Below are 3,848 nucleotides of genomic sequence, written 5' to 3' on the forward strand. Positions count from 1 at the left end.
GGCCGGACCTCCGTGCTCGGAGGCCCGGCCCTTCAGGGTCTAGCGGGTGATCAGGCGTCGCCGCCGGCGGCGCCCGGGTCGGCCGCGGCCACGTCGAGCAGCTGGTAGCGGTCGATCGCGTCCTTCAGCGCGCTGCGGTCGACCTTGCCCTGCTTGGCGAGCTCGGTGAGCACCGCCAGGACGACCGACTGCGCGTCGATGTGGAAGAAGCGACGGGCCGCACCGCGGGTGTCGGCGAAGCCGAACCCGTCGGCGCCGAGCGACTGGTACTGACCGGGCACCCAGCGGGAGATCTGGTCCGGCACCGCGCGCATCCAGTCGGACACGGCGACGACCGGGCCCTCGGCACCCTGGAGCTTCTGGGTGACGTACGGCACGCGCTGCTGCTCCTCGGGGTGCAGCAGGTTGAACTCCTCGGCCTCCACCGCGTCGCGGCGCAGCTCGTTCCAGGAGGTCGCGGACCAGACGTCGGCCTTGACGTTCCACTCCTCGGCGAGGATGCGCTGGGCCTCCAGGGCCCACGGCACGGCCACGCCGGAGGCGAGGATCTGGGCCGGGATCTGGCCGGCGGTGCCCGGCGCGTACTTGTGCAGACCCTTGAGGATGCCCTCGACGTCCACGTTCTCGGGCTCGGCCGGCATCTTGATCGGCTCGTTGTAGACGGTCATGTAGTAGAACACGTCCTCGCCGTGCGGGTGCTCGGCACTGGTGCCGTACATCCGCCGCAGACCGTCCTGGACGATGTGCGCGATCTCGAAGCCGTACGCCGGGTCGTACGCGACGACGCCGGGGTTGGTCGAGGCCAGCAGCTGCGAGTGGCCGTCGGCGTGCTGGAGGCCCTCGCCGGTCAGCGTGGTGCGGCCGGCGGTGGCGCCGATCACGAAGCCGCGGGCCAGCTGGTCGGCCATCTGCCAGAACTGGTCGCCGGTGCGCTGGAACCCGAACATCGAGTAGAAGACGTACACCGGGATCAGCGGCTCGCCGTGGGTGGCGTAGGAGGAGCCGGCGGCGATCAGCGAGGCGGTGCAGCCGGCCTCGGAGATGCCGTCGTGCAGCATCTGGCCGGTCGGCGACTCCTTGTAGGCCAGCAGCAGGTCGCGGTCGACCGACTCGTAGGTCTGGCCGAGCGGGTTGTAGATCTTCGCCGACGGGAAGAGCGAGTCCATGCCGAAGGTGCGGTACTCGTCGGGCGCGATCGGCACGAAGCGGTTGCCGATGCCCTTGTCCCGCATGAGGTCCTTGAGCACCCGGACGAACGCCATGGTGGTGGCGATGGTCTGGTTGCCGGAGCCCTTCTTGACCGCCTTGTACGCGTCGTCGCCGGGCAGTTCCAGCTGACGCGGGCGCACCTTGCGGGTCGGCACGTAGCCGCCCAGCTCGCTGCGGCGGTCGTGCATGTACTGGATCTCTTCCGAGTCGCGGCCCGGGTGGTAGTAGGGCGGGTAGCCCTCGTCGAGCTGCTTGTCGGTGATCGGCAGGTGCAGCCGGTCGCGGAAGCGCTTCAGGTCCTCGACCGTCAGCTTCTTCATCTGGTGGGTGGCGTTGCGGCCCTCGAAGTTGGGGCCGAGCGTCCAGCCCTTGACCGTCTGGGCGAGGATGACCGTCGGCTGGCCCTGGTGCTCGCGGGCCGCCTTGAACGCCGCGTAGATCTTCTTGTGGTCGTGGCCGCCGCGACCCAGGTGCTGGACCTGCTGGTCGGTCATGCTCTCGACCATCTTGCGCAGGCGCAGGTCGCTGCCGAAGAAGTGCTCGCGGATGTACTGGCCGGTCTCGGTGGCGTAGGTCTGGAACTGGCCGTCCACCGTGGTGTTCAGCTTGTTGACCAGGACGCCGTCGCGGTCCTGCGCGAGCAGCGGGTCCCAGCTGCGGTCCCAGACCAGCTTGATCACGTTCCAGCCGGCGCCCCGGAACTGGGACTCCAGCTCCTGGATGATCTTGCCGTTGCCGCGGACCGGGCCGTCCAGGCGCTGCAGGTTGCAGTTGACCACGAAGGTCAGGTTGTCGAGGCCCTCGCGCGAGGCCAGCGACAGCTGGCCCAGCGACTCCGGCTCGTCCATCTCGCCGTCGCCGAGGAAGGCGTAGACCTGCGAGTCGGAGGTGTCCTTGATCCCGCGGTGCTCCAGGTAGCGGTTCATCCGGGCCTGGTAGATCGCGCCGAGCGGGCCGAGGCCCATGGACACGGTCGGGAACTCCCAGAAGTCCGGCATCAGCCGCGGGTGCGGGTAGCTGGACAGGCCGTACGGGGCCTTCGACTTCTCCTGGCGGAACGCGTCGAGCTGCCGCTCGGACAGTCGGTCCAGCAGGAACGCGCGGGCGTAGATGCCGGGGGAGGCGTGGCCCTGGAAGAAGATCTGGTCGCCGGACTCGCCCTCGGCGTCCTTGCCGCGGAAGAAGTAGTTGAAGCCGACGTCGTACAGCGACGCGGAGGAGGCGAAGGTGGCGATGTGCCCGCCCACGCCGATGCCCGGGCGCTGCGCCCGGGAGACCATCACGGCCGCGTTCCAGCGGGTCGCGTTGAGGATCTTGCGCTCGATCTCCTCGTTGCCGGGGAAGAACGGCTCGTCCTTGGTCGCGATGGTGTTGACGTAGTCCGTGCTGCGCATCTCGGGCACGGCGACACGCTTCTCGCGGGCGCGCTCGATCAGGCGGAGCATCAGGTAGCGGGCGCGCTCGCGCCCCCGCTCGTCGATGGCCGCGTCAAGCGACTCCAGCCATTCCGCGGTCTCCTCGGGATCGAAGTCCGGGACCTGACTCGGAAGGCCGCCAATGATGATCGGGTTGCGATCGGATCCGGAAGCCACGCTGTTCCTTCACTGTCGGTCGAAACTGAGGTGTGTCGCGCCGCCTCCATCGTGCTACCGCGCTCGGAGATCCGTCATCTCTACCGATCGGTAACCGTTCCGCCTGGTGGGCGGGACGGTCTGGCGGTGCGCGGTCCGGGCGACTTCGCCCGCCCCGCACACCCCCGGGTGCTACGTACAGAGGTGGTCCGACCTGGTGTCCCGTCCGCCCGATGGCGGGCGGCCGGGGTGAGGGCCAACAGGAGACTCTACGCCCGCGCACGCGCGGACCCGAATGCCGTTCGTATCTCGGGCATCCGTACGCCCTGTGGGCCGGGACCACCCGAAGCATCCTTGTCTCATGCAGAGAAGGGCAAATCGGTGTGATTTCCGACACATCGAACGGCGTGTCCCCGCTGTGGCACGTCAACCTTTGGGGGGGATCGGGGGTCGGGTACTTGCGCGAACCGCCGCGCCCGTGTGGACTACGGCCACAGCCTCGGCATGGATGCCGGGCCGAATACTGGAGGTTATTCCCGTGAGCGCGACCGCGGACCCCGCGGACAAGTCCAACCCGGCGACCCGTCTCGGCTTCGAAGAAGGCCAGATCATCCAGGAGCTGGGGTACGACGACGACACTGACCAGGATCTCCGCGAAGGCATCGAGGAGCTCACCGGGACGGATCTCGTCGACGAGGACTACGACGACGTCGCCGACGCCGTTCTGCTGTGGCACCGCGACGACGACGGGGACCTCACCGACTCCCTCGTCGATGCCTTGGAGTACCTGGCCGAGGGCGGTCTGATCTGGCTGCTGACGCCCAAGACCGGGCGTGACGGCCACGTCGAGGCGTCCGACATCGCGGACGCGGCCCGCACCGCCGGTCTCTCCCAGACCAGCTCGATCGCGGTCGCCAAGGACTGGGCGGCCACCCGGCTCGCCACCAAGTCCACGGCCAAGCCGGGCGGCAAGCGCTGAGCGGGCTCTGAGGCCCCGCACCGGGCCCCCCCAGAGGATAGCGCACTCCCGGCGCGAGCGGGGTACCGGGTGCGGGACCCGGGGGGGCG

Annotated in this window: 2 protein-coding genes; one reads left to right on the top strand and one right to left on the bottom strand. The window is 69.3% G+C overall.

Annotation, left to right across the window (positions count from 1 at the left end):
• Positions 1-50 precede the first annotated feature (50 nt).
• Positions 51-2,801 (bottom strand): pyruvate dehydrogenase (acetyl-transferring), homodimeric type, encoded by a 2,751-nt coding sequence (gene aceE, locus ACFV6I_RS37155; protein WP_380374941.1) that lies wholly within the window; start codon positions 2,799-2,801, stop codon positions 51-53.
• Positions 2,802-3,318: 517 nt separating this feature from the next.
• Between aceE and ACFV6I_RS37160 the strand changes: the two genes are divergently transcribed.
• Positions 3,319-3,759, top strand: coding sequence for a DUF3052 domain-containing protein (locus tag ACFV6I_RS37160; protein WP_063347441.1), 441 nt, complete (start codon positions 3,319-3,321; stop codon positions 3,757-3,759).
• Positions 3,760-3,848: the final 89 nt, after the last annotated feature.

Source organism: Kitasatospora sp. NPDC059803, assembly GCF_042732255.1.
In the GTDB taxonomy this organism is placed as follows: domain Bacteria; phylum Actinomycetota; class Actinomycetes; order Streptomycetales; family Streptomycetaceae; genus Kitasatospora.